Source organism: Lysinibacillus sp. BS3, from assembly GCF_039614735.1.
Classification (GTDB): Bacteria; Bacillota; Bacilli; order Bacillales_A; family Planococcaceae; genus Lysinibacillus; species Lysinibacillus capsici.
In genome coordinates this window covers 955,335-979,356 of record NZ_CP154860.1, presented here as the reverse complement: position 1 = coordinate 979,356, position 24,022 = coordinate 955,335, and the positions used below count along the sequence as shown (strand labels likewise).

Annotated in this window: 24 protein-coding genes; 15 read left to right on the top strand and 9 right to left on the bottom strand. The window is 38.7% G+C overall.

Going from position 1 to position 24,022, the window contains the following annotated elements; genetic code table 11:
- Positions 1 to 104: 104 nt before the first annotated feature.
- The gene (locus tag AAJG31_RS05220; RefSeq protein WP_279494582.1) at positions 105 to 395 is read right to left on the bottom strand and encodes a hypothetical protein; all 291 of its coding nucleotides are present in this window, start codon (positions 393 to 395) and stop codon (positions 105 to 107) included.
- Positions 396 to 976: 581 nt separating this feature from the next.
- Between AAJG31_RS05220 and AAJG31_RS05215 the strand changes: the two genes are divergently transcribed.
- Positions 977 to 2,881: an endonuclease MutS2 gene (locus tag AAJG31_RS05215; protein ID WP_279494583.1), complete on the top strand. Its 1,905-nt coding sequence runs from the start codon at positions 977 to 979 to the stop codon at positions 2,879 to 2,881.
- Positions 2,882 to 2,921: 40 nt separating this feature from the next.
- Here the strand turns inward: AAJG31_RS05215 and AAJG31_RS05210 are convergent, their stop codons facing one another.
- Positions 2,922 to 4,175 carry a helix-turn-helix transcriptional regulator gene (locus tag AAJG31_RS05210; RefSeq protein WP_259948710.1) on the bottom strand — a complete coding sequence of 418 codons (1,254 nt, stop codon included), beginning with the start codon at positions 4,173 to 4,175 and terminating at the stop codon, positions 2,922 to 2,924.
- A gap of 121 nt (positions 4,176 to 4,296) precedes the next feature.
- Between AAJG31_RS05210 and AAJG31_RS05205 the strand changes: the two genes are divergently transcribed.
- Positions 4,297 to 5,592: an MFS transporter gene (locus AAJG31_RS05205; RefSeq protein WP_259948713.1), complete on the top strand. Its 1,296-nt coding sequence runs from the start codon at positions 4,297 to 4,299 to the stop codon at positions 5,590 to 5,592.
- Between the two features lie 423 nt (positions 5,593 to 6,015).
- Here the strand turns inward: AAJG31_RS05205 and AAJG31_RS05200 are convergent, their stop codons facing one another.
- From AAJG31_RS05200 to AAJG31_RS05185, 4 genes are all read right to left on the bottom strand, one after another.
- Entirely contained in the window at positions 6,016 to 6,732 is a 717-nt protein-coding gene (locus tag AAJG31_RS05200) for a lactate utilization protein C (RefSeq protein ID WP_066038257.1), read from the bottom strand.
- Positions 6,732 to 8,159, bottom strand: a complete 1,428-nt coding sequence (locus AAJG31_RS05195) for a LutB/LldF family L-lactate oxidation iron-sulfur protein (RefSeq protein ID WP_066038256.1) — start codon at positions 8,157 to 8,159, stop codon at positions 6,732 to 6,734. Before AAJG31_RS05195 ends, AAJG31_RS05200 begins: the two co-directional genes overlap by 1 nt.
- A gap of 15 nt (positions 8,160 to 8,174) precedes the next feature.
- Entirely contained in the window at positions 8,175 to 8,891 is a 717-nt protein-coding gene (locus AAJG31_RS05190) for a (Fe-S)-binding protein (RefSeq protein WP_115673934.1), read from the bottom strand.
- Positions 8,892 to 9,032: 141 nt separating this feature from the next.
- Positions 9,033 to 9,764, bottom strand: a complete 732-nt coding sequence (locus AAJG31_RS05185) for a FadR/GntR family transcriptional regulator (protein ID WP_131519810.1) — start codon at positions 9,762 to 9,764, stop codon at positions 9,033 to 9,035.
- Between the two features lie 503 nt (positions 9,765 to 10,267).
- Between AAJG31_RS05185 and AAJG31_RS05180 the strand changes: the two genes are divergently transcribed.
- Genes AAJG31_RS05180 through AAJG31_RS05170 form a run of 3 tightly spaced genes read left to right on the top strand, consistent with a single transcriptional unit; the run spans position 10,268 to position 11,919 of the window.
- Positions 10,268 to 10,978: a cytochrome c biogenesis protein CcdA gene (locus tag AAJG31_RS05180; RefSeq protein ID WP_016995208.1), complete on the top strand. Its 711-nt coding sequence runs from the start codon at positions 10,268 to 10,270 to the stop codon at positions 10,976 to 10,978.
- 34 nt (positions 10,979 to 11,012) lie between these two features.
- Entirely contained in the window at positions 11,013 to 11,399 is a 387-nt protein-coding gene (locus tag AAJG31_RS05175) for a response regulator (RefSeq protein WP_004229473.1), read from the top strand.
- Between the two features lie 25 nt (positions 11,400 to 11,424).
- A complete protein-coding gene (locus AAJG31_RS05170) occupies positions 11,425 to 11,919 on the top strand; it encodes a cytochrome c biogenesis protein CcdC (RefSeq protein WP_004229470.1) in 495 nt (164 codons plus the stop codon).
- 914 nt (positions 11,920 to 12,833) lie between these two features.
- On the opposite strand, the gene AAJG31_RS05165 is transcribed toward AAJG31_RS05170, so the two are convergent.
- Positions 12,834 to 13,262 (bottom strand): DUF2621 domain-containing protein, encoded by a 429-nt coding sequence (locus tag AAJG31_RS05165; RefSeq protein WP_004229468.1) that lies wholly within the window; start codon positions 13,260 to 13,262, stop codon positions 12,834 to 12,836.
- Between the two features lie 121 nt (positions 13,263 to 13,383).
- On the opposite strand from AAJG31_RS05165, the gene AAJG31_RS05160 reads away from it, so the two are divergent.
- From AAJG31_RS05160 to AAJG31_RS05130, 7 genes are all read left to right on the top strand, one after another.
- Positions 13,384 to 13,599 carry a DUF1659 domain-containing protein gene (locus tag AAJG31_RS05160; RefSeq protein ID WP_279494587.1) on the top strand — a complete coding sequence of 72 codons (216 nt, stop codon included), beginning with the start codon at positions 13,384 to 13,386 and terminating at the stop codon, positions 13,597 to 13,599.
- Positions 13,600 to 13,613: 14 nt separating this feature from the next.
- Positions 13,614 to 13,838 carry a DUF2922 domain-containing protein gene (locus tag AAJG31_RS05155; RefSeq protein WP_048390203.1) on the top strand — a complete coding sequence of 75 codons (225 nt, stop codon included), beginning with the start codon at positions 13,614 to 13,616 and terminating at the stop codon, positions 13,836 to 13,838.
- A gap of 65 nt (positions 13,839 to 13,903) precedes the next feature.
- Positions 13,904 to 14,026, top strand: a complete 123-nt coding sequence (locus AAJG31_RS05150; RefSeq protein WP_004229459.1) for a YvrJ family protein — start codon at positions 13,904 to 13,906, stop codon at positions 14,024 to 14,026.
- 104 nt (positions 14,027 to 14,130) lie between these two features.
- On the top strand, positions 14,131 to 14,739 hold the full coding sequence (locus AAJG31_RS05145; RefSeq protein ID WP_279494589.1) for an SCO family protein: 609 nt from the start codon (positions 14,131 to 14,133) through the stop codon (positions 14,737 to 14,739).
- A 115-nt stretch (positions 14,740 to 14,854) separates the two neighbouring features.
- Entirely contained in the window at positions 14,855 to 15,370 is a 516-nt protein-coding gene (locus AAJG31_RS05140) for a sigma-70 family RNA polymerase sigma factor (RefSeq protein ID WP_048390207.1), read from the top strand.
- On the top strand, positions 15,363 to 16,244 hold the full coding sequence (locus tag AAJG31_RS05135; protein WP_279494590.1) for a hypothetical protein: 882 nt from the start codon (positions 15,363 to 15,365) through the stop codon (positions 16,242 to 16,244). The genes AAJG31_RS05140 and AAJG31_RS05135 overlap by 8 nt, the downstream gene beginning before the upstream one ends.
- Before the next feature lie 63 nt (positions 16,245 to 16,307).
- Complete coding sequence (locus AAJG31_RS05130; RefSeq protein ID WP_016992030.1) at positions 16,308 to 16,844, top strand: DUF1572 family protein; 537 nt, start codon at positions 16,308 to 16,310, stop codon at positions 16,842 to 16,844.
- A gap of 30 nt (positions 16,845 to 16,874) precedes the next feature.
- On the opposite strand, the gene AAJG31_RS05125 is transcribed toward AAJG31_RS05130, so the two are convergent.
- Positions 16,875 to 17,441, bottom strand: a complete 567-nt coding sequence (locus tag AAJG31_RS05125; RefSeq protein ID WP_054550850.1) for a hypothetical protein — start codon at positions 17,439 to 17,441, stop codon at positions 16,875 to 16,877.
- A 101-nt stretch (positions 17,442 to 17,542) separates the two neighbouring features.
- Between AAJG31_RS05125 and AAJG31_RS05120 the strand changes: the two genes are divergently transcribed.
- From AAJG31_RS05120 to AAJG31_RS05110, 3 genes are all read left to right on the top strand, one after another.
- Complete coding sequence (locus AAJG31_RS05120; RefSeq protein WP_279494591.1) at positions 17,543 to 18,361, top strand: hypothetical protein; 819 nt, start codon at positions 17,543 to 17,545, stop codon at positions 18,359 to 18,361.
- A gap of 155 nt (positions 18,362 to 18,516) precedes the next feature.
- Positions 18,517 to 20,196 carry a methyl-accepting chemotaxis protein gene (locus AAJG31_RS05115; RefSeq protein ID WP_279494592.1) on the top strand — a complete coding sequence of 560 codons (1,680 nt, stop codon included), beginning with the start codon at positions 18,517 to 18,519 and terminating at the stop codon, positions 20,194 to 20,196.
- A 174-nt stretch (positions 20,197 to 20,370) separates the two neighbouring features.
- Positions 20,371 to 22,332 (top strand): methyl-accepting chemotaxis protein, encoded by a 1,962-nt coding sequence (locus AAJG31_RS05110; protein ID WP_279494594.1) that lies wholly within the window; start codon positions 20,371 to 20,373, stop codon positions 22,330 to 22,332.
- Between the two features lie 140 nt (positions 22,333 to 22,472).
- Here AAJG31_RS05110 and AAJG31_RS05105 read toward each other — a convergent pair whose 3' ends face one another.
- Positions 22,473 to 23,870: an alanine/glycine:cation symporter family protein gene (locus tag AAJG31_RS05105; RefSeq protein ID WP_048390221.1), complete on the bottom strand. Its 1,398-nt coding sequence runs from the start codon at positions 23,868 to 23,870 to the stop codon at positions 22,473 to 22,475.
- Positions 23,871 to 24,022: the final 152 nt, after the last annotated feature.

The window sequence follows — 24,022 nt, the reverse complement described above, 5'->3', positions numbered from 1 at the left end:
TTTTCTACAGGTCTTTTTTTGTAACTTTTACCACTTCGCTTTGTAATGCACAAAACTTTTTTATTCCTTATCGGATTGGGCTGCTAGATTGTCTGCTATTTTGTTTAATCGTATCCGAAAGATCGATAAAATTCCTCCACTAACATGGTGAAAAATATAGGTAGCTTATTGAGATGAAGTGACTGTTTGAGCACTATTAAAATCGCTAGAGCGAATGGCAGAACGATTACGATGGCTGCGGGATTTTTCAGCTCATGCTTTTGCCTTCTAAAAAATAACCAACAAATAATGGTAGCCATTAAGAGTGCACTGAGTAGGATGAGGCTAACAATGAATAACTCATTCTCGGCAGCTTTATATTGCGCTAAATGCAAGACTGCATAATGAAAGCCCATTGCATTTCTTTCACCAATCACAGTGGCAGAGGCTGTAGGGATTATAAAAATAAATAAGAAAATGAAGGTAAACAGGCAATGGGGAGTCTTTTGTTGTATTTGGGTACTCCCTCCAAATAGAGTCTTTTTGATAGATTCGACAATATAGGAGAAAACCTTTTGAAGGTAGGTACCTTTACTTTCCTGTTAGCATATAGTAAAATGTCAATAATTAGATAACAATGATCAATTAATGAGAGGTGCTTTTTGTGAGTGCGGTAGGTTCTAACTAGGTAAAAATTGAATGAAATAGTGGCGATGACGACAGCAGGGGATACATGTTATAAACACCCCTTATTTTGTCATGGATCTATTTCAACAACCTATGTAGATACCTACAATACTTTATTAAGCGTGGCAGATAGGATAGATACTTCAATTAGCTGAAGTGTTATTTGTGATGCCAGGAAAACGCGCCTTTTAAAGATAGAGCTGTGGGGATTCCTCACAGCTTTTTTATTTTGTTTAAACCATCATTGCTATCTATTATTGGGTAGGTATCTTCATGTATGATAAAACATTACAATGAGGAGCAAAAAGAAATGAATAATACTACACTTGAAAAATTACAATATCATGAATTAAAGGACATCGTTAAATCCTATTGTGTCAGCGGGTTAGGCAAACAGCTTTTAGATAAATTAATGCCAAGCTCAAACTTAGCAGTGGTAAAAAATCGGTTGAATGAAACAACAGAAGCTCGTGCAATATTGGATGCAGAGGGGCATGTTCCGTTTTTAGGGGTATCGAATATTGAGCATATTATGAAGAAGCTTGAAAAGGGAATGCTTCTAGATCCCAGTGAGCTAGTGAGTATCTCTGATTTTTTACGAGGCTGCCGCAACATCAAAAAATTTATGTTAGATAAGGCATTTTTTGCGCCTGTTCTTTCCTCTTACGCTCATTCTATGGCTGAATTTAAAAGCGTGGAGGAGGAAATTAATTTTGCGATCAAAGCCAATCGTGTAGATTCGGCTGCTAGTCGTGAATTAAAACGCATCCGACATCAAATGGAAACGACAGAGGAAAAAATTAAAGAACGTTTAACGAAATTTTTAAATAACAGTGCTAATAAACCGTATATTCAGGAATTTTTTATTAGTCAAAAGGATGATCGCTATACGATTCCGATTAAGGCGACCTATAAAAATCATGTACAGGGTACGGTCGTTGAAATTTCCTCAAAAGGGGCAACCGTTTTTATGGAGCCAAGTGTTGTCGCTAAATTAAATGTAGAATTAGCTACCTTAAAGGCTGAGGAAGCCGTGGAGGAATACCAGATTTTAGCGTCTTTATCAGGGCTATTGATGGAACATCTTCATGCCATCACCATTAACATGGAGTTGATTAGTCAATACGATATGGTTTTTGCCAAAGCGAAGTTCAGTAGACAAATTGGTGGTAGGGAGCCACGTATAAATGATTACGGTTATATTCAACTAATCAATGGTAAGCATCCATTACTACCAGGAAATGCGGTACCTCTTCAATTTTCCATCGCGAAAGACTACCGTAGCTTAATTATTACAGGTCCAAACGCTGGTGGGAAAACAGTTGTGTTGAAAACCATTGGCCTTTTAACATTAGCTACGATGTCGGGCTTCCATATTGTAGCGGACGAAGGAACGGAAATGGCTGTATTTGATCATATCTTTGTTGATATTGGCGATAATCAAAGTATAGAGAATGCACTTAGTACGTTTTCTTCTCATATGAAAAATCTTTCCGATATTATGAGAGCTGCTAATAATCATACACTCTTACTGTTTGATGAAATTGGCAGTGGAACAGAGCCAAATGAAGGAGCTGCACTAGCCATTGCGATATTAGAAGAATTTTATCAAATGGGCTGTATAACTGTGGCAACTACACATTATGGTGAAATTAAACGATTTTCTGAAATGCATCCTGATTTTATGAATGCGGCAATGCGCTTCCATGCTGATACATTAGAGCCTTTGTACCAATTACTCATCGGCACCTCTGGAGAAAGCAATGCCTTATGGATTTCTAAAAAAATGAATGTCCGAGAAGCTGTTTTACAAAGAGCAAAGGATTATATAAATAATAAACAATATCAACTGACGATCGTTCAGGACAGTAAAATTCGAAAGCCTAAAGAAGAGAAAAAAAGCTTGGCAGCGGCTTATACATTTGCAAAGGGGGATCGTGTGAAATTATTGGACTATGATGATGTGGGATTGGTATATGAAGAAATGAATCCGTACAATAATGTCAGCGTATTCTATCAGGGGCAAATACTAGAGGTCAATGTAAAGCGGCTTGCCCTTGAATTACCTGCAACAGAGTTATACCCTGAAGGATATGATTTAGAGACATTATTTGTAGACTATCAGGATCGGAAGCTTCAGCACGATATCGAACGTGGGTCGAAAAAAGCGTTACGCAAAATCCATAAACAAATAAAGAGTGATCGTCAGCAATAAAAACAAGGGATTGCACAGCCTCGTGCAATCCCTTTATTAATTAATTTATGGAATCAATCTGTGCCTTAATCGTTCGATAGACTTCCTCAATTTTTCGTTTATAGGGCAAATCCACTAAATCCAGTGAATCTGTATAGGCCATTTTTGCAATTTCATAGGCTGTTGTTAGCTCACCAAAATGTGCATAGCAAAGGGCTTTATAGGAAAAGCATTCATTTAAGCTTAAAATATCATATGGATGATTAATATAGATCGGTCTGTGTTTATACTGTTCGAATGCAGCCTTCGCCTCCTCATATTGTCCAAGTAAATATAAGGATTTTCCTTTTTCAGCATAGTAAAAGTTTGGATCTAGCTTGTCTAAATAATCATCGTGTCTAAGCTGATAAAAACGTTCTATTTCAATCAGAGCCTGCTCATAATTATTGCTGTAATTATTACAATAATGTGCCTTCAATACAAAAATAAAAGCATCAACCTCAACACGTTCAGCAAATGCCTGATATTGCTCCAGTTTCATAAACATATGATTGGTTTGTTCAAAATCACGATCAATCATGGCACAATAGGCACCAATTCTGTACATATTATCAATCTGATAGAACAGTTGGTTTTTATGAGCATTGGCAATCGTCTCTTGAATTAATTTTTTCCCTTCCTCATGCTCACCAATTGCAAGTTGGAAAATACTTGTATAATAAGTCATTAATAAGGCATCACGAGAATCGAGCTGATAGTCCTCTTGTTCGATAATTTCCTTTGCCTGTAAGATACGATCGTACGCCAATGTATATTGACGTTTTGCTGCTAAAATAGCCATCTCGAGGATAAAGGTTTTGAACCAATGGCTGAGTAAATTAATTTCCTTAAAAATAGTGCGGGCTTGCTGAAGCGGGACTTCCCATGTTGTTAATCCAGCTTCATACTGGGCATCTGCGTAAATATACAATAAACGGCCAGCTTCATAACTTTGAGGCAGGCCCTCCACAGACGGCTTAATTAAATCGACAATTTCTTGATGATGATGAGCATCACCACGTTTTACTTCTGCAAATAAACTTTCCACCTGCTCTAATAGCTGGCGTATGGAGGATGGGGTTACTTCTTCCAGTAATTCACTAGCTTTTACACCTAAACGTTCAGCAATATAGTCAAGGCTTTCCATAGAAGGCTTAGCCTTATCATTTTCTATTTGGCTTAACATTCCTTTAGTTAGACGATCACCGGCAAGTGCCTCTAATGTTAATTTTTGTTCTTTCCTTAATTTGCGAATTCGTGTGCCTAAAGAGTCCACTGCCTCGCCTCCTTTTGTTTAATTATATTAAACTTTTGCTTGCATGAAAAGAGGGAGCTGTGGTATATTTTGTTTAACATAATTAAACTTTTTAATTTAGTTAAATAATGGAGGGATTTAGATGAATGAAGCGGAAAAATTAAAAAAGGCGACCTATCACTTATGGACGTTCACGGCGAGTAAAATGATTGCCATGTTAGGTGCAAACGTCATGGCATTCGGTATTAGCTTGTATATTTTAGCGATGACTGGGTCGGCAATGAGCTTCGCTACCAATATGATTTGTTCAGTATTACCACGCGCACTTGTGGCACCCTTAGCAGGCTATGTCGCAGATAATTTTTCAAAAAAACGCACAATATTAATAGCACAGGCAGGAACCATTTTGACAGTAGGGGGATTACTGCTTTATACAGAAACAGTAGGAATGTCCGTTTATGCTATATACATAGCTACTGTTTTTAATACGATTTGCTCAGCCTTTTCTGGTGTAACGTTTTCATCAGCAATTGCCACACTTGTCAATCCAGAGAGATTACAACGTGCGATGTCATTTAACCAAATGTCAATGTCCGTAGCTGCAATTGGAGGACCAGTCATTGGTGGTATGATGTATGGATTTTTTAATATGGATGTATTTTTAATGGTGAATATGGTGGCCTATGCGATTGCCTTTTGTTTAGAGGCAACAATGGATTTTAACCTTTATAGTACAAGAGGGGAAGATACGAAAAAAGAAAAGATGTGGGGAGGGCTGAAAAGTGGTTTTCATTATATCAAGCAACGTAACGTCATTAAGACCATTATGTGGGTAGCATTGTGGATCAACCTATTCTTTTCTGCCATCGCTGTTGGAGGAACGTACATCATTATTGAATTGCTAAAAGTAGAATCCACACACTTTGGCTTTATTGAAGCGTCTGGTGCATTAGGTATGCTCTTAGCATCCCTTTATTTCGCAACAAGATCTGAAGTAAAGGTACCTTTACGCTTTTCGAAAATCAGCTTATTACTATTGGCGGGAAGTGTTGGCTTAGCAGTCATCCCTTTAGTTACTGATTTTTCCTATATAGCTATTGTGATCTTCTATCTCATCATTTACTTTATTTTCGCAATTTTCGAAATGGGGATAAATATGCCCATCGGGGTGTATTTGCAAAAAATCATTGCGGAAGAGTACCGTGGGCGTGTTTTTGGGCTAATGGAGACGATGGCGATGTCCATGATGCCGATTGGTATGGTAGTCTATGGCATGTTATATGATACATTACCAGCAACTATTATTTTACCAGTAACGAGTGTCATTATTATTATCATTTCACTTGTGATGCTACGCTCATCTATTTTAAAAGAGGCACATCCAGAGTATTATGAAAAAGCAGCTCTCCCAGAAGGGGTCGCGAACACAACAACTTAAAATAACGAGGCTGGGACAGAACTCGATTATATTGAAAAACAATAAAAATGGATATTAGCTTTTTCACTTTAAGAAGTTAAATATGCCTTCCTAAATCAAAAAAATGTTAGACTAATTATATCTTGGTCTAACATTTTTTCTTTTAATAGGCTAATTTGATTACTACGGCTAGCTAGTATGAAAGATAAGGAAAAGCCCCTTTTGCAGAATGGTTGATTGGAGTGGAGCCAGCGTCACTCCTAGGGGATTGAGCGTCACAGAGGAGACCCTGGAGCGAACGGAAGTGAGTGAAGCGGCTCATCGGACGCCCCCTGGAAAGGACGCTGGCGGAACGGAAATCAACCCCTCACCTTGCAAAGTTGCTTTTTCTGCAGTTGACATCATCTTTTTCAACAACAAGAACAGGCATGCGGTGAAATGCCTTTACTGATCATCAATAACAATATAGGTTGCTTGAATAGGGCCATGGACACCAACGATAAGAATCATTTCGATATCGGCTGAGTTACTTGGTCCCGTAACAAAGTTGATACAGGAAGCAATTTTTTCACCCTGACGGATTTTTTCACTAATCCAACGAGCTGCCTGTGTCATACGAGGCACAATTGTACTTTTAGGAATGATAATGATCGACTTTTCAGGTAAAAAGCTAATGCTTCTCCCTCTATCTTTGCTACTAAAAAGCACGGCAGTTCCCGATTCTGCTAACGTCATTTCACTAATTGTCACGCCAATATTAGCTTTTTCAGCTTGACGGATATTTTCCTCAGGTTGCTGTGAATCCCATTCATAAAGCTGAATATTGGCTTGTGGCCATTGTTCGTTCATAAGTGCGGATAATCCGTAGTCCTGGAACCGTTTATCCTTCCATGTAATAACAGACTGACCTCCATACTTGTCAACAACGTCCTGTAAATCCTCTGGAAGTGTCGCAGTATTAGAAATGACAATATTGGTATGGATGTTGGCACACTGCTTAATTAATATTTCCACCAATTCATCCTTTGTCGCATCTTTGAGCACACGATCTTGTGGCTGATACTGCCAAGTTGGTCGTGGTAGTTCTGTCTTAGGCGAACGTCCGAGCTGCTTCGCAATATTTGCTAAAAATGTTTCTCGACGCTGAATCATACCAGTCATTATTGCCCGCCTCCTTTTGTACGATGCTTCATCCAGTCTCTAAAGCTGTCTTTACTTGGTGCAGGGAAATCCCTTGCCTCAGTCCATGCTTTTAATGGGCCTGGACCATTAGAAATAGTCTTGTTTTTGATAAATGGAGACATGGCAGGTGCAGCCATTTTTGTCGCCATTTTATAAAGGGTAGGGGAGGAAGCCCCTAGACCAAATGCCTTCATTAAAAGCTTTTCAGAGATAGGTGCCTTGCCCTCATTTTCAACAATAACCTGACGATGGCGATGAATGAGCTGATGTAATGGAATTTTAACAGGGCATGCATCTGTACAAGCACCGCACAATGTAGAAGCATAGGGCAGTTCTTTAAAATCATCGTAGCCTCCTAAAAGTGGAGAGAGCACAACACCTACAGGTCCAGAGTAGATAGAGCCATACGTATGCCCACCAACATGACGATAGACAGGGCAAGCATTAACACAGGCAGCACAGCGAATGCATTGTAAAATAGGCTGGAATTCACTACCTAAAATAGCCGAGCGTCCATTATCAACAATAACTAAATGAAATTCCTCTGGTCCATCCGTATCCTCTTCGTCCTTTACGCCTGTTAACGTTGTAATATAGCTCGTTAGCTTTTGACCGACAGCACTTCTTGTTAATAAACTAACAAGGACCTCCATTTCTTCAAATGTAGGAACTATTCTTTCCATTCCCATAACTGTGATTTGTGTTTTTGGTAGCGCTGTTACTAAATCAGCATTGCCCTCATTCGTAACGAGTGTAATCGATCCACTTTCAGCAATAGCAAAATTACAGCCTGTAATACCAATATCGGCTGTTAAATATTCCTGTCTTAATTTTTCACGTACATAAAGGGCAAGTTCCTCTGGCTTTTCTGTTTGACTGTAGCCTTGTTTTTCCTTAAAAACATCTCGAATTTGCTCCTTATTTTTATGCAAGGCTGGCGCCACAATATGCGAAGGGGGCTCGTGATCTGCCACCTGCAAAATATATTCACCTAGGTCTGTCTCAATCACTTCACAACCAAGCGCTTCTAAAGCCGTATTTAAGTTAATTTCTTCTGTTACCATTGATTTGGATTTCACAATTTTTGCTGCATTTTTCTTTTTAGCAATGCTTTGAATATAGTCGGTTGCTTCCTGTGCAGTTTGCGCAAAGAACACATGCCCACCTCGTTTGGCAACATTTTCACTTAATTGATAAAGGTAATAATCAAGATTTGCTAAAACATGCTTGCGAATTTCCTCTCCATGAGAACGCCATTCTTCCCAATGTCCTAATTCCTCTGCTTGTTGAAGGCGACGTGTTTGAAAACGTTCTTGGGCACTCGAAACCGCACGACGCATAAACTGATTATCTAGCTCTTTCGTGACACGTTGTTGAAACCGATCATCACTTGTTTTCATGGCCATGTTTATTTCCCCCTTTTATCGGCAATTTAACACTTCTGCAATATGCATCACTTTAATTGGCTTACCCTGACGTTGAATGCGACCACCGATATTCAATAAGCAGCCTGCGTCAGCTCCTATCAAAATGTCAGCGCCTGTTTCTTCCACATTCAGTACTTTTTCATTGACCATTTCTCCAGAAATATTGCCCATTTTAACTGAAAATGTGCCACCAAATCCGCAGCATCGATCCTTACCAGGGAGATCCACATAATGCAAGCCCTTGACGTTCTTTAATAATTGGAAGGGTGCCTCTGTTACACCAAGTAATCTTGTCATATGGCATGACGTATGATAAGTAGCTTTACCTTCTAGATACGCTCCTACATCTTCTATCTTTAATACGTTGACAATAAACTCTGTGAATTCATAGGTTTTAGCTGCTAATGCTTGCGCTTTTGGCTCCCATATGGGGTCTCCTTTAAAAACTTCTGGATATTCCTTCAACATATAAGCGCAGGAACCAGAGGGAGAGACTACATATTCAGCATGCTCAAAGGCTGTGATCATTTTTTTCATCGCATTTTTCGATTCTTCGACATAGCCGCTATTGTAAGCAGGCTGTCCACAGCAAATTTGATCCTCTGGAAAGTCGATGTCACAGCCAAGTCTTTCTAATACTTCAACAACTGCTTTTCCCACATCCCCTTGAAACATATCCACTAAGCAAGTGGCGAATAGTGTGACTTTCATATTTCATCGCTCCTTTTATAAACAACTGGTCATCAGATGACTTTTCGATAATTTAATCTTACAACAAATTTGAAAAAGTGAAAACGTTTTTTTTATGAATTTTCAGAAAAGAAAAACTACCTAGCTTGTACTAGATAGTGTTTAGTGTGAATTGGATTCTGTTGTTTCGAAATATTGTAATAGCACTTTTTCAACGTTGCTTAAATGAGATGCCATTGCATGTTTGGCTAGCTCTTCGTTTTGCTGTTTAATCGCGAGGAAAATCTGCATATGTTCATCATATAATTGTTCGCTCGTTGTTTTTTGTGAATACAACCAAATTCGCCGTGTCTCTTTCATCGTTTCGATCATTAAACCAGAAATTTGATCTAAAATTGTAGTGAGTAGGGGATTTTGAGAGGCATTGGAAATTGCTGCATGAAATTGATAATCTGCTTTTTCACCAAGCTCGCCATCACCATGTGCCTGCTTCATATCCTCTAAAATTTGTACCATTGCCTGAATATCCTGATCTGTACGTTGGAGGGCTGCACGTCCTGCTGCTCCCACTTCAATAATTTTGCGCACTTCTAGTAAATGAGCAATATCCTGTCTATTCGTTAACATAGCGGTGGATAAAGGAAAGTCAAGCTGATGGGCTGGCACACTTTTGACAAACGTTCCAGAGCCTTGTTTGATTTCAATCAATCCCATTGCTTTTAATGCAGATAATGCCTCCCGTACAGCGGAACGACTCACTTGTAATTGCTCGGCAAGCTGCTCAACTGAGTCAAGCCGATCACCTGGCTTTAGGACACCAGCTCTTATTTTTTCATGCAAGATTTCGGATACTTCTTCATAGATCTTTTTTGGTCTAATCTTTCTTAATTCCAAGGGCTACACCTCTTTTTTCGCTCATTTGCTATCATCATTATACATGAAAATAAGTCATTTACTCATGGTTTACCATGAACACTTTGTGTAGAGTAGAGGACTGTCGAAATTTAAAGAAATAATAATGAAACATATAATAAGGTCATCTGATGACTGTATATCCAGATGATTTAAAAGATGAGTGTAAAATAAATAGTTTCTTACTATAACATGGGCGTGATAGTGTCTATGAAAAACAGAAGCTTCTTTCAACATTAATGACAAGTAATCGACACTGTCAAGAAAAAGGTAGAAAAATTAGCTATACTCTTTTTGAATAAGGGGGAAGATTGGCGGATTTTGTTGACAGAAAATCAACAGGAGCGCATAATGCAGAAGTAGCTTGGTGGGACTTCTCAAAAATCTCATCATTTTGCCATGAAACGTTCACAAACTAGAAGGGCGCTTTTTATTTTGTTTTTTGGTACGATGGATGCAGTAACTGTAAGGAGCGAATAAAAAATATGGGATCTGATATTAACGTATTTTTAGCTTTTGGTGCAGGGTTCTTAAGTTTTATTTCACCATGTACTCTTCCACTATATCCAGCATTTTTATCGTACATAACGGGTATGACATTAGATGAGCTAAAATCAGAAAAAGGTATGCTACAAAAACGTGCCATTTTCCACACACTATTCTTTTTACTAGGCTTTTCCATTATCTTTATCATTATTGGACTAAGTGCTTCATATGCAGCAGAATTCTTCCTAAATTATCAAACATTATTACGACAGGTTGGGGCTATTTTAATCGTCGTATTCGGTTTAATGATTGTGGGATTATTGCAGATAGACTTCTTAATGAAGGATCGAAAGTTCCAATTTAAAAATAGACCATCTGGCTATTTTGGGTCTGTCTTAATTGGTATTGCCTTTGCGGCAGGCTGGACACCATGTACAGGACCAATCCTTGCATCGATTATCATGTTAGCAAGTACAAACCCAGGTGCGGGCTTTAGCTATATGTTTGCGTATTATTTAGGATTCGCCATTCCATTCTTCGTGCTATCTTTCTTCATTTCACGAATGACTTGGATTCGTACACACAGCCAGAAAATTGTAAAAATCGGCGGTTACATCATGATTGCCGTTGGGATTTTATTATTCTTTGATGGCTTAACGTATATTACACGCGTTTTACAGCCTATTTTCGGTGGATTTACAGGGTTTTAATTTGTTAAACTAAAGAGGCATACCGAACTTTAACGTGGAGGGAGATGAACATGTGCCTACAGTTTTAGTAGTAGATGATACGCTATTTATGCGTGTTGCAATCAGTAATATGTTTACAGAATGGGGCTATGAGGTAGTCGGTAAGGCAGTAAATGGTAAGGAAGCTGTGGCGATGTATCGTGAGTTACAACCAGATTTAGTCACAATGGATGTAACGATGCCCGTTATGACAGGTATTGCAGCCGTAAAAAAAATCATCCCAGAATTTCCAGATGCAAAAATCATTATGGTAACAGCATTAGGGCAGCAAAAATTAATCGTAGAAGCGATTGAGAGTGGGGCAAAGGATTTTATTACAAAGCCTTTCGAGCCAGAACGATTAAAGGCTGTTGCTGATCAATTACTTGGACAAAATTGTTAATTAGACATTAGAGGAGGATTTTTTTATGTTAAGCAGCATCCCTTCTCACTATTATGTTATAGGGTCGACCATTATGGCCATTCTTATGGGGAGCTTTGTGATGGTCATACGAATGAGAGCTTCCAAAATGCCGACAAATGAGAAGAAAATTATTATTCCACCAATAGCGATGTCCTCAGGTGCACTGATGTTTTTATTCGAGCAATTCCGTGTACCACCGATGCAAATCTTAGAGGCGGCAGCTGTAGGAATGGTATTCTCGACAATATTAATTGCTACTTCTAAATTTGAAGTAAAGGGTCGAGATATTTATTTAAAACGTTCAAAAGCATTCGCTTTTATATTAATCGGATTGTTAATATTCCGAGTGGTGGCGAAAATGATTTTAAGTAGCTCCATCGATGTCGGTGAATTAGCAGGTATGTTCTGGATATTAGCCTTTGCCATGTTAGTACCATGGCGTATCGCAATGCTAATCCAGTTTAAACGCGTCAAAAAAACAATTCCAAAACTACACTAGTGCTGAAGCTAGTGTAGTTTTTTTATGCATTTAAGCGCTGGAGGAACTGGATAGCCTTATAAAAGTGACGGATAAAGCAGCAAAGCGCGGATAGAAGTCCAAAAAAAGAGGATAAAGCTTGCAAAGTGCAGGATAGCCTCATAAAAGTGGCGGATAGAATCCCAAAAGTAGAGGATAGAGCAGCAATGCGCGGCTAGAGGTCCAAATGAAGAGGATAAAGCTAGCAAAGTGGAGGATAGCTTCATAAAAGTAGCGGATAGAGCAGCAAAGCGCGGTTAGAAGTCCAACTAAAGAGGAAAAAGCTAGCAAAGTGCAGGATAGCCTCATAAAAGTGGCGGATAGAATCCCAAAAGTAGAGGATAGAGCAGCAAAGCATGGATAGAGGTCCAACTAAAGAGGATAAAGCTAGCAAAGTGCAGGATAGCTTCATAAAAGTGGCGGATAAAAATTCAAAAGTAGAGGATAGAGCAGCAAAGCGCGGTTAGAAGTCCAACTAAAGAGGATAAAGCTAGAAAAGTGCAGGATAGCTTCATAAAAGTGGCGGATAAAAACTCAAAAGTAGAGGATAGAGCAGCAAAGCGCGGTTAGAAGTCCAACTAAAGAGGATAAAGCTAGAAAAGTGCAGGATAGCCTCATAAAAGTGGCGGATAAAAACTCAAAAGTAGAGGATAGAGCAGTAATGCGCGGTTAGAGGTCCAAATAAAGAGGATAAAGCTAGGAAAGTGCAGGATAGCATCTTAAAAGTAGCAGATAGAACCTCAAAAGTAGAGGATAGAGGTAGCAAAGCGCGGCTAGAAGTCCAACTAAAGAGGATAAAGCTAGGAAAGTGCAGGAAAGCTTCTTAAAAACACAGGTTAGGACAATAATCCCATAGTTAAGTAAAAACGCTGCACAAAGATTTGTGCAGCGTTTACTCATTCGAATAGATGTTCATAGGGGGAGATGTCAATTTGCATTTGCTCTAATTTTTTGCGTAAAAATTTGTGATCGCGTTTTGGTGTTGCTTGGATATAGCCGCGAATAATGAGGTCATTGTTAATGGCAGCTGCTTTTTCTTCTAATGCGAGCTCGCCAATTTTTCCTGCAATTTTTTCCTTCGCCACTTGTCTAAAAAGCTCAGGGACGGGGCTTACGAGTTCATAGAGTAATTCTTTTTCAGCTTGTCCCCACAAGTGAACAGTTTTATCTAAATAATATTCTTGCCAATCTAAATCAGATTTTCCATCCTGCTTTGGGAGTGCCTTTAAAAATTTGCGGAACATGAAGAATCCGCCAATAGCCATCAATGAAATGAGGACGACAACCCAAAATAAAATAAACCATAAAAACCAACCTTGTAACAAATCGTTCACCTCTTTGCCTTCTCTCACTCTATTATAAAAGCTTCCGAAAAAAAATTCATCCTTAATGTCCCTTTTTTAGCAATTCGCCTTTATATAGTGTGCAGAAGGGAGGTGATGCTACATGGCTAATGTTAACTTTGTAAATGCTATACTGCGTCTCAAGTATGTGGATGGCTATGATGAGAACAATGAGCCTACGTTCACCACGAAATCGTATCGAAATATTAACAACACACATAGCGCGGACGATTTGTTAGCTGTTGCTTATGCTATTGCTAGTCTTTCATCACAATCACTGGCTGGCATTGCGAAACAGGAAACACACGATTTATCTTAAGGAGGGATCACAGAATGACACAAGTTCTAGAATTACAATTTGCCACAACTGATGGGAAAACGACAACCCTTTCGATTGATGCACCAAAGCCGAATATCACGGTGACTGACATTCAGCAGGCAATGGCAACGATTATGGCTAAAAATGTTTTTACTGGGCAAGGTGGTGCACTGTCAGCCATCAAGGGAGCTCGTATTGTAGATCGTCAAGTCACAGAATTTGAAGTAGTAACAGAATAATTCAACAATGGTCTTTGCTACGAGAAGTGCAAAGACCATTTTTATCGTGAGAGAGGAGGAGAAGGATGGAACAGTGGTTGAACATGATATCCGATATCGGTTTTCCGATTTTAGTGTCATTTTATTTATTGCACCGCGTCGAAGTAAAGCTTGATGCGATTCATGCTGCACTCGTTTCATTAAAATGAAATGGATTTCACAAAGATGTACGAAAGCTGTCACTTAGAAGTTCTTGTCAACGCTTACAACCTACGTTAGGATGGGGATAGTGTAGGTTAGGGAGAGTGTTGACATGAAACGTAAATTAATAGGGCTAGTGCTGCTGTTAGCCTGTGCATCTGTGCTAGGCGCATGTGGAAACTCAAAATTTAAAGCAGATTATAGTCTAGAAATACCCGATTTTGAACATGTTAATCAACGTGGTGAAACGGTTTCGCTTGAAAGCTTAAAAGGTAAGCCTTGGATTGGTATGTATATTTTCACAAACTGTGTGTCCATCTGCCCGCCCATGTCATTAAACATGGCACAAGTCCAAGAAAAGCTTCAGAAAAAAGGAGTAGAGGACTATAACATCGTTGCCTTTTCAGTAGATCCAGATGTTGATCAACCAGATGTGTTAGCGGATTATCTTAGTAAATACAATGTTCAAGATGAATCTAAATGGAACCTTCTTACAGGGTATTCACAGAAATATATCGAACAATTTGCGGTGAAAAATACAAAGATTTTAGTGAAAAACGACCCTAACAGTGACCAAGTCATTCATGGCAATCAATTTTTCTTAGTCGATAAAGATGGTGTCCTCGTCAAAATGTATAATGGTTATGCTGAAAACATTGAAGATGTACCGATTGATACGATAGCTTCTGATATCGAAACATATATTGATGAAAATTTATAAAGTAACAGTAAACCGTCTCAAATGGTTGAGGCGGTTTTTTTATGTATTTTTCTATCTGGAAAAATAATCTTTTTCTGGTTGGGAGTCGTTTATAGTATAGAAGGAGGGTGATGGCGTGTCTGATCATGAAAAATTCGAGCAGTTAATGGCTATACATACGGAGCAATTGTTTCGAATTGCTTATTACTATACAAAGGATTTACAAATAGCCGAGGATATTGTACAGGATGTGTTTATTAAGTTCTATCATCAAAAACAATATGAGGAACGAGGAGAAATGAAGGCATACTTAGCCCGCATGACAATCAATAAATGCAAAGATTATTTAAAAAGCTGGGCATACAGAAAAATAACATTTCAGCATAAATTTTTTACCAAACAAAAATCAACATTGCCGGACACACTGATTCGTCAAGATGAACAAGCACTGTTAGATGATGCCATTTTAAGCTTACCTCTCAAACCACGAGAAGCAATTGTCTATTTTTACTTGGAGGAGATGACGATTAAAGAGATTGCGGAGCTACTTGCGATTCCTGAAGGTACTGTGAAATCACGTTTAAAGAAAGGAAAGGAGCTATTAAAAATAGAGTTACAACATATTGAGTGGGAGGTGCTTTTCCATGGATAAACATACAATGCAGGTACTACAAGATGTTTCAGCACATAAGGAAGCCATTATTCATAAGGTTCGACAACAAATTCAGCAAGAGCCTGTTATGCCCAAGCCAAGATGGACATATCGTGCCCTTACGATAATGATTACCTGCTCTATTTTATTATTCATTGCATGGCAAGCTGCAAAACCGATGGGCGAGTTAGCTACACAGGATGAAGGGGTAACACCTACATTCACAGATTTATTTCAAACAGAAGTGGAGGGCAAAGACACAGCATTCAGTAATTTTTTTCCACTTGCTAATTATTTAAGTCAGGCAAAACATATCCAATATTATGCACCACTTCAAGGTTTAGAGGCGATGCAATCAGTAGCAACATCACTGGAGGATGTCGTTCATCTCACTGATCCTGAAAATTTACCATTTCAACCAAATATACATGAGGTCTATGCAATTTCAGCAAAAATGGAGGATGGTAGCCAACAAACGCAATTTCAATTTAGCTATAAAAAAAAATCCTCCACTGGGGTGGATTTACAATTTATTAATTTTACCGTGACAAATGTAAAGTATAATCCCTTAGCGAGCTATGTGAAGTCTAAAAATATGGAAGAAACTTTAGGGATGAAAGTTTCGAATATAGGCTTAAATTTTATGAATCCCCTGTTTTATCGGGAGATGTCACCAGAACGAGGTTATGTATATACTTATTATAATTATGATGAGACGGATAAGCGAATCTTTCAAATGACTACTAGAGCCAATGAGTTTTATTCTTACTATAACGGCTATGTCTATCATATCGGGTATCAACTTGATGGAGAACCACAGGAGGTTCAAGAAAAAATGGCGATCCTTGCAAGAGATTTTATTCTTGGCGAATAAGTCATGAGACATTTCAATTGAGCTATAATAGAATGATAGAAAAGAGGGGATGGAGGTTCGACTATGACAATTGCACAAACCTATTTACAAGTTGTTCAGAAAAGATTTCAAAGTGTGAAAGAGCTAGGGGATAAAACACTTGCCCAAATGGAAGAGGCACAATTGCACTGGGCATACAATGAAGAATCCAATAGTATTGCAGTGATTGTAAAGCATATAAGTGGAAATATGGTTTCCCGCTGGACAGATTTTTTAACGACAGATGGAGAAAAGCCAACGAGAAATCGAGATGATGAGTTTGAGGATAGTCTTCACACCAAAGAAGCAATCATCTCAGCTTGGGACAAGGGGTGGCAAGTGTTTTTAGAGGCCTTGGCGAGTTTAACAGAATCCGATTTACAGGGACATGTCACGATTAGAGGGGAGCGGCTAGCAGTCATTGATGCTATTGAAAGACAAATGGCACACTATGCACAGCACGTCGGTCAAATCATTTATATCGCCAAATTGGTAAAGGGCTCTGATTGGCAAACACTCAGTATTCCTAAAGGACAGTCACAAGCTTTTACTGAAGCCATGCTAGATAAACATCAACGCTAAAAAAGAAAGATCGTAGCCAAGTAGTAGGTGCTACGATCTTTTTTCTGCTAAATAGAGCTTGTATAAGGCTGTTTCTAGGTCGGTCGCTTGAGCGAGTTCAAATGCCTCCTGCTGACTTCTATGATTTGTGATTATCTCATAGAAAAAGTGAATTAGAAACATGAGATTAGCATTACCCTCAATATAATCATCAGGTGCTAGGTAGGAATGACAGCCACTCTCTAAAAAGGCTGTCGCTAGCTGCTGCCAGCCTAATGTACAGCCTGCCGCAATGACCTTGACACCCTGTAGCTGACAATAGGTTAAGACATCTTGAGGTTCAAAATAGATACTCCTTGGTTCATTTTCTTCATATACCTCTTCTCCTAGCTCAGGCAGACAAAATCGCCCCTCATCGCCGTGAAAGTTTAATAGCAAATAATCCATTTTGTGAGGAAGATCATTTCCAGATAAAATATCAATTAAATCATTTGGTCTGCCAATTAAATCGAGTGTCACTCCTGCACCAAAGGATTCCAGTGCTGCTCGAATGGCCATGGATTCAAAATCACAGTCAGGACCAACTACTAAATGTACGTATAATTCTGGTCTACTCATACATCATCACCTCTATTTAAGTATAGCTGAAACTTATTAGAGTAGTAAATCGTATATGACAATAATTACTATAAATGTAAAGTGGTAAAGGAGGTGATAAAGTGTACAAGAGTGGTTATATTCATACACTTATTCTGGGCATTGTTCTAAGTATAAGCACACTACTACTCTTCATTTACAATGAAAGGCAGCGGGAGGAGCTAGTGCCGCTGCATACTCCCATTCAATCAATTAAAGAGGCTTGGTATTTGTCTGGAAGTAATGGCAAAGAGCAATATTTATATCCATTAAAGCAAGTATTCTACGTCGACCGCTATGAGGTGAAAGATACAGATCGCCTTCAGCAAGTTTTACAAACTAAAAAGGATCTTAGCAGTCGACCAGCAGACCATGAAGCAGTAAGTGATTTATACATACACTTCCATAATGGCAAGGAAACGGCCTTGAAAGTAATAGTCGAGGATGAACGATTCTTCCTAATGGATCAAAAAACAGGATTGTATTATGTACTGCAAGCACAAGAAGCTGAGGATTATTTTCATTTGTTAAATGAGAAAAGCAAAATGTCGTGGCTATTATTTATTGTTTATACAATTTTATTTTTTGGTCTTGTCTATATGCTTGTAAAGAAACTAATAGCCGCTAAATCCACAGAGAAAGAAAGCATTCCCTCCAATACGAGGGAAAAAAGATCACTAGCAGATTCTATTTATCCAGCCATCCTGCCCTTGGTCATCACATTCTCTATGCAGATTTATGGGGCTCAACATAGCTTACTATTACTGAGTGCGATGATGCTGACTTCAGGCATTCGAGAGTTTTTAGAAAAAAGAGGTCATTTTCTGAAAATGCTCCTACTTCTTCCGCTCTTTTGGTTTTATCTCTATGGTTTCCAAATGATTACTTCCTATTTCAACTAGTAAAATAGTGGATATTATTGTCAATAGATTAGATGCGAAATTCTCATTATTGTTAAATTTTAGCGATAGTTTAGGAGGAGGAGCATAGATTTTATAGGCTAATAGGTTTAGGTAGGCTATACTCAAGTGGATTATAGAAGAATAGAGGGAATCATATGAGACTAACTGTGGAACGGAAATTGCAATTTGCTTTTGGTATTGTCCTCATCTTTTTACTGCTTATATCAGGGATTGCTATGTACTACTTGAATAATAATAATCAGACATTAGCAGAAATCGAAGACAATACGGAATTAATCCATTTATATCAAGATATCTCGTTCCAAACCGTACGAGCGAATGCGGCTATTCGTGGGTATATGTTATATGGCAAGGAAGAAATGCTCAACAATCATCATGAAATCCGAAATACCTTACATACGTCGATTAATCGACTTCAAGAAGTAGGCGATAGTAATCAAGATTTTGATCAATTTTTATCGCAGCTTGACGACTGGGAAAAGGCTATAGATGGGCAGATTGTGCCTCTTTATCAGCGAGGGGATCATCAGCAGGCACAACAAATGGCTTTACCGATTTTAGGTGAGGGCTCTCAGAAATTGGTTGTCTTTGGAAAAACGATGGCAACAGCTCAGCAAGAAGATATGCAGGCTCATATTGAGGCTACCAAGCAAAAAGGAGAAAGAAGTGGCCTGGAAATTATGATTCTAGTGGCTATTTCTCTACTTATAAGCATTATCATTGCAACACTATTTGGTAGACGAATAGCAAAAAATATTCAACAAACAGTAGTTGAAATGGATAAGTTTTCGGAAGGGAATTTGCATACGCATTTACAATTTAAAACCAAGGATGAGTTTGCGCACTTAGCCGATTCCTTCAATAGTATGTCAGAAAAGCTTCGACTGATGATGAAACAAGTCGGAAACTCCTCTGAGCAAGTTGCCGCAACATCCGAACAGCTAACAGCAAGTAGCATGGAGGTTACACAGGCGACAGAGGTGGTAACAGAATCTATTCATGATATTGCACAAGGTATTGATCAGCAGGATACATTAACAAGTGATGTACGAAATTTATCTGCCCATATCTTGAAGAAAATGAATGATATTTCTACAAGCATACAAAGCGTGAATCAAGCAACAGTCAACACGAAAAATATGGCACAAACAGGTCGTTCTTCGGTACATGATGTTACAGCGCAAATGAATGAAATCTCTACTAACACAAGTGAGCTAAATACACGTGTACAAGATTTAGATGACAATACAGCGGCGATTGTATCAGCAGTAAATGTCATTAAGAGTATAGCGACACAGACCAATTTACTAGCAATCAATGCCTCTATTGAAGCCGCAAGGAGCGGGGAGCATGGGAAAGGCTTTGCGGTAGTGGCAGAGGAAGTCCGCAAGCTAGCAGATGAGTCAAATCTTGCTGCAGTCGATATTGAAAAAGTAGTGGCCCAAATTACAGATAGCACGAGGATTATCGAGGAAGATATGGTTAATAGTAATGATTCTGTCCATGTAGGTCGTGAAAAGGTTAATGTGGCAAGGGATAACTTTATACAAATTGATGATGCCATTAATGATGTACAAGCACAGACCGAGCTAGTAACGGCAGCCATTCAAGCAATTCATCAAGATATTGAAAAGTTAGTGCAGGAAATGGACTATATGAGTGAAGTGTCGATAAAATCAAGCCATCATGTGCAAAGTGTTGCAGCCTCTTCAGAGGAACAAAATGCAGCTATGGAGGAGGTAGCAGCAGCCTCTACCCATCTAGCAAAGATGGCAATAGACCTGCAAGAATCCATTCAATCGTTTAAATACTAAATTCAATTGACCCCTGTCTAGTTACAGGGGTTTTATTTGTCGGTAAAGCCTGAATAATATGAAAATCGTAAAAATGTTAGAAAAAATTTTTTTCGTCCGATAAAAGCTTTGGGAGAAATGTTAAGCAGATAAAGAGAGGGAGAGGTTTAGAAAAAATCAAAAGGAGATTGATATATGAAGAAACTATTTAGCAGTTTTAAGGGCAAGCTTTATACGCTATTCGCGCTAGTATTACTTATCCCTGTCATATCTGTTGGGAGTTTGTCTTATTTATCTGCAAAAGACTCGATTGAAGAAGAAATTTTATTTAGTGCCAATGAAAGTGTAGGCATTTTAAATAAGCTCATTGACAAAACAATTAGTGAGAAAATGAGTGACATCAATTTATTTAGTAGTGAAATAGATGCGCGTCAATATGAAGAAGCACAAGCTTCGATTGTGGCTAAATTTCAGCAATATACAAAGCTTAATGCAGATGTATTGAGTGTTTATATTGGCATGAATGATGGTCGATTTACACAGGAGCCAAAATTGAATGGTGCAGACTATAATCCATTAGATCGAGATTGGTATAAAGAGGCGACAGCTTTAAAAGGTGAAACCTTAATCACCAACCCTTACAAGGATGCGGGGACGGGTGATATGGTGGTAACAGTTGCTAAGCAGACGAAGGATCATGCTGGAGTTGTGGCAATCGATATTAAATTAACCGATCTTCAAAAAATTGCTGATTCAATTCGAATCGGAAAAAATGGGTATCCTTCAATTTTTGGAGAAGACAAGATGGTCATTTCACATCCTACACTTGAAGCGGGAGGGGAGCTGAAAGAAAGTTTCCTTGATAAAATGTACGAAAGTCCATCAGGTACGTATGAATATGTCTTTAATGGTGATGATCGTCTATTATTCTATACGACAAATGAACTGACAAATTGGAAAATAACAGGAACGATTTTTGCTGAAGAAATTGATGAGTCTGCTTCCTCGATTTTATACCATACGATTCTAGTCCTCATAGCAGCAATTATTATCAGTTCCATCATTTTTTATTTTGTAATGAGGGCTGTCATTAAACCAATTAAAGCTTTAAAGGATAGTGCGGTTACGATCAGCAAAGGGGATCTCACGGAAATGGTAACGATTACGTCAAAAGATGAGATTGGCCAATTAGGACAAGCCTTTAATGATATGCAAGAAAGCTTACGGACACTAATTCAAAAAATTGAACAAAATGCAGAGGAGGTTGCTTCTTCAGCAGAAGAGCTAACTGCCAATGCCAATCAGACAAGCATTGCAACAGAAAAAGTGGCGATTTCCATTCAGGATGTTGCAACAAGTGCTGATTCTCAAACGATTAGTGCCAATAAAAATGCAGCTTCCTTACATGAGCTTTCTACTGCCATTCTGCATATTGCTGAAATCTCCTCCGCTGTGACGGACCTTTCACAGCATGCGACATTACAGGCGGATGAAGGCGGACAAGCTGTTCAAAATACAAAGAATCAAATGCAATCCATTCATTTATCCGTAGCAGACTCCAATGCGAAAATCCAGACATTGCATGAACGCTCTCAGCAAATTACATCCATTTTAGATGTGATTACAAGCATTGCAGATCAAACAAATTTACTAGCTTTAAATGCAGCTATCGAAGCAGCGAGAGCAGGAGAGCATGGGAAAGGCTTTGCAGTCGTGGCAGACGAAGTGCGTAAGCTTGCAGAGCAATCACAGGAATCAGCTAAACAAATATTTGAGCTTATCCGAGGGATTCAGCAAGAAACGGAGCAATCTGTCAGTATTATGGCGAAGGTTACAGAGGATGTGCAAAGTGGATTGCATATTTCCGATGAAGCCATTGCAAAATTCCAAGTCATTATGACAAGTATGAATGAGATTACCCCTAAAATGGAGGAGGTCTCCTCAGCCTCTGAACAGATGTCTGCAGGTGTTCAAGAGGTAGCAGCAGTAACAGAAGATTTGGCATTCTCCGCGAAAGGCAATGCAGCGGCGTCTGAGGATGTAGCGGCATCAACAGAGGAGCAATTAGCCTCAATGGAGGAAATCAATGCCTCTGCGCAAGCACTCGCACATATGGCGGATGAATTAAAGCTACTGATTAGTCAGTTTAAATATTAAAGCACAACGCCACTCCAAAATTTTGGGGTGGCGTTAAGTGTTGATTACTAGTAGAGCAAAGTAACCGTTTTTTATAAAATTACCATTTATTTAAATATCGAAAAAACGCCACTCTAATTTTAGAAGTGGCGTTCAGTATTTTATCGATCTTCTTCTTCCCAACAGTCTGTATTTTTTAAGGTTGGGATTGATTTTGCATAGAAGACAGGATTTTTTCCTGCTCTACGTTGCTCAGTAAAGTCGTCTAGCACGAGGAAGGCAATTTTACCGAGCATCATAATGATGGCGATATTGATAAGCGCCATCAGCCCCATAAAGAGGTCAGCGAGATTCCATACAAGCTGTACCTGTGCGATGGAGCCGAACATGACCATAACTAACACTAAAATTCGATAGCAAAACATCCAAGCTTTATGGGCATCCATAAATTCAATATTGGATTCACCATAATAATAATTACCAATAATCGAACTAAAAGCGAAGAAAATGATGGAGATGGCAATAAAATAAGGAGCCCAATCACCAACATGAACAGCTAAAGAATTTTGCGTCAAAATAATACCATCACTCTCACCTTTATCATATAAGCCCGCTAAAATAATGATAAAGGCAGTGGCTGTACAAATCATAATCGTATCAAAAAAGACACCTAAGCTTTGTACAAGTCCTTGTTTAGCAGGATGCGAAGTATTAGCAGTCGCAGCAGCATTCGGTACACTCCCCATCCCTGCTTCATTGGAAAATAAACCGCGACGTACGCCCTGCATGATTGCTGCCCCAATTGCGCCACCAGCAGCTTCCTGTAGGCCAAATGCATGAGTGAAAATTAATGAAAAAACATGTGGGATTTCCGATAAATTAGTCACCACTACAAAAAGAGCTACAAGTAAATAGAAGATGGCCATAACTGGAACAAGAACTTGTGTCACCTTTACAATTCGATGGACACCACCAAAAATAATTAATCCAGTTAAAATGACAAGTATAGCCCCGATAATCTTTGGATTTACATCGAAGGCTTCGCCGACTGAAGTGGCAATTGTGTTGGATTGCACAGCATTAAAAATAAAGCCAAAGCTTAATGTTAATAGAATACTAAAAATAATGCCAAGCTTTCGCTGACCTAATGCTTTCTCCATATAGTAGGCGGGCCCACCACGGAATGTATCGCCATCCTTCACTTTATAGACCTGTGCTAAGGTACTTTCAATGAAGGCAGTGGCCATCCCTAAAATTGCGATTATCCACATCCAAAATACTGCACCAGGTCCGCCTACACCAATAGCTAAGGCTACCCCTGTAATATTTCCTGTGCCGACACGTGAAGCAGCACTAATGGTAAAGGCCTGGAACGGAGAAACCCCCGAATCGCCCTCTCTTTTTTCTACAATTAAACGAAACATTTCTGGAAAAAGACGAATTTGTACAAACTTCGTACCGAATGAAAAATATAGTCCTGCTGCTAAAAGTAAGATAATGAGGATATATGTCCATAAAATATTATTTCCACTGTCAACTATTGTTGAGATCCATTCCATAAGTTGTCCTCCTTTCACAATACGCTTTAGTCTACACTGTTTTTTTATTAAAAATCAACTTTTCTAAAATAATGAATTATACTAAAATTTTGATATTTATAATTTATTAATTGAGAAAACTTATTTTATCTACTATTTTCCAATCCTTGTAT

Coding starts and splice junctions, on each gene's coding strand:
- AAJG31_RS05130 (WP_016992030.1), top strand. CDS start 16,308: ATGACAATTGCACAAACCTATTTACAAGTTGTTCAGAAAAGATTTCAA.
- AAJG31_RS05220 (WP_279494582.1), bottom strand. CDS start 395: ATGGGCTTTCATTATGCAGTCTTGCATTTAGCGCAATATAAAGCTGCC.
- AAJG31_RS05145 (WP_279494589.1), top strand. CDS start 14,131: ATGAAACGTAAATTAATAGGGCTAGTGCTGCTGTTAGCCTGTGCATCT.
- AAJG31_RS05215 (WP_279494583.1), top strand. CDS start 977: ATGAATAATACTACACTTGAAAAATTACAATATCATGAATTAAAGGAC.
- AAJG31_RS05190 (WP_115673934.1), bottom strand. CDS start 8,891: ATGAAAGTCACACTATTCGCCACTTGCTTAGTGGATATGTTTCAAGGG.
- AAJG31_RS05180 (WP_016995208.1), top strand. CDS start 10,268: ATGGGATCTGATATTAACGTATTTTTAGCTTTTGGTGCAGGGTTCTTA.
- AAJG31_RS05205 (WP_259948713.1), top strand. CDS start 4,297: ATGAATGAAGCGGAAAAATTAAAAAAGGCGACCTATCACTTATGGACG.
- AAJG31_RS05150 (WP_004229459.1), top strand. CDS start 13,904: ATGGAACAGTGGTTGAACATGATATCCGATATCGGTTTTCCGATTTTA.
- AAJG31_RS05105 (WP_048390221.1), bottom strand. CDS start 23,870: ATGGAATGGATCTCAACAATAGTTGACAGTGGAAATAATATTTTATGG.
- AAJG31_RS05155 (WP_048390203.1), top strand. CDS start 13,614: ATGACACAAGTTCTAGAATTACAATTTGCCACAACTGATGGGAAAACG.
- AAJG31_RS05135 (WP_279494590.1), top strand. CDS start 15,363: ATGGATAAACATACAATGCAGGTACTACAAGATGTTTCAGCACATAAG.
- AAJG31_RS05195 (WP_066038256.1), bottom strand. CDS start 8,159: ATGGCCATGAAAACAAGTGATGATCGGTTTCAACAACGTGTCACGAAA.
- AAJG31_RS05110 (WP_279494594.1), top strand. CDS start 20,371: ATGAAGAAACTATTTAGCAGTTTTAAGGGCAAGCTTTATACGCTATTC.
- AAJG31_RS05125 (WP_054550850.1), bottom strand. CDS start 17,441: ATGAGTAGACCAGAATTATACGTACATTTAGTAGTTGGTCCTGACTGT.
- AAJG31_RS05115 (WP_279494592.1), top strand. CDS start 18,517: ATGAGACTAACTGTGGAACGGAAATTGCAATTTGCTTTTGGTATTGTC.
- AAJG31_RS05160 (WP_279494587.1), top strand. CDS start 13,384: ATGGCTAATGTTAACTTTGTAAATGCTATACTGCGTCTCAAGTATGTG.
- AAJG31_RS05170 (WP_004229470.1), top strand. CDS start 11,425: ATGTTAAGCAGCATCCCTTCTCACTATTATGTTATAGGGTCGACCATT.
- AAJG31_RS05200 (WP_066038257.1), bottom strand. CDS start 6,732: ATGACTGGTATGATTCAGCGTCGAGAAACATTTTTAGCAAATATTGCG.